This is a genomic window from Psychrobacter sp. TB55-MNA-CIBAN-0194 (assembly GCF_040309505.1).
In the GTDB taxonomy this organism is placed as follows: domain Bacteria; phylum Pseudomonadota; class Gammaproteobacteria; order Pseudomonadales; family Moraxellaceae; genus Psychrobacter; species Psychrobacter fozii.
The window spans coordinates 1-341 of the sequence record NZ_JBEOOW010000078.1; the positions used below are offsets into that span (position 1 = coordinate 1).

The window sequence follows — 341 nt, forward strand, 5'->3', positions numbered from 1 at the left end:
TTCGTGAGCTGACCAATCGCTATAAGACCATTGCTGCGTCTTTGCGTGAAGGGATTGATGCCGCTGGCGATGCTGGTGATGAAGATACCGCTGACTTATTGACTGAAGTGAGTCGTACTGTTGATAAAGATGCTTGGTTTATCGGTGCAAACGCCCCGAAAAAAGATACGTCTAAAAAATAAGCACGTTTCAACATAAGATTAACTTATTTGCTAAATAGAAAAAGGTCACCTCAATGGTGATCTTTTTTATGTTTGACGATTTTGACTAAAATCATTAAACATCAATACCGATGAATCATATATTACTGGTATTAATTTTTCTTGCTTGCTGTGCATACG

General features: G+C 38.1%; 1 protein-coding gene. It reads left to right on the plus strand.

Going from position 1 to position 341, the window contains the following annotated elements; all coding sequences use genetic code 11:
- On the plus strand, positions 1-182 hold a 182-nt coding region (locus AAEY75_RS14320), incomplete at its 5' end, for a ferritin-like domain-containing protein (RefSeq protein ID WP_352259938.1).
- Between the last annotated feature and the right edge of the window lie 159 nt (positions 183-341).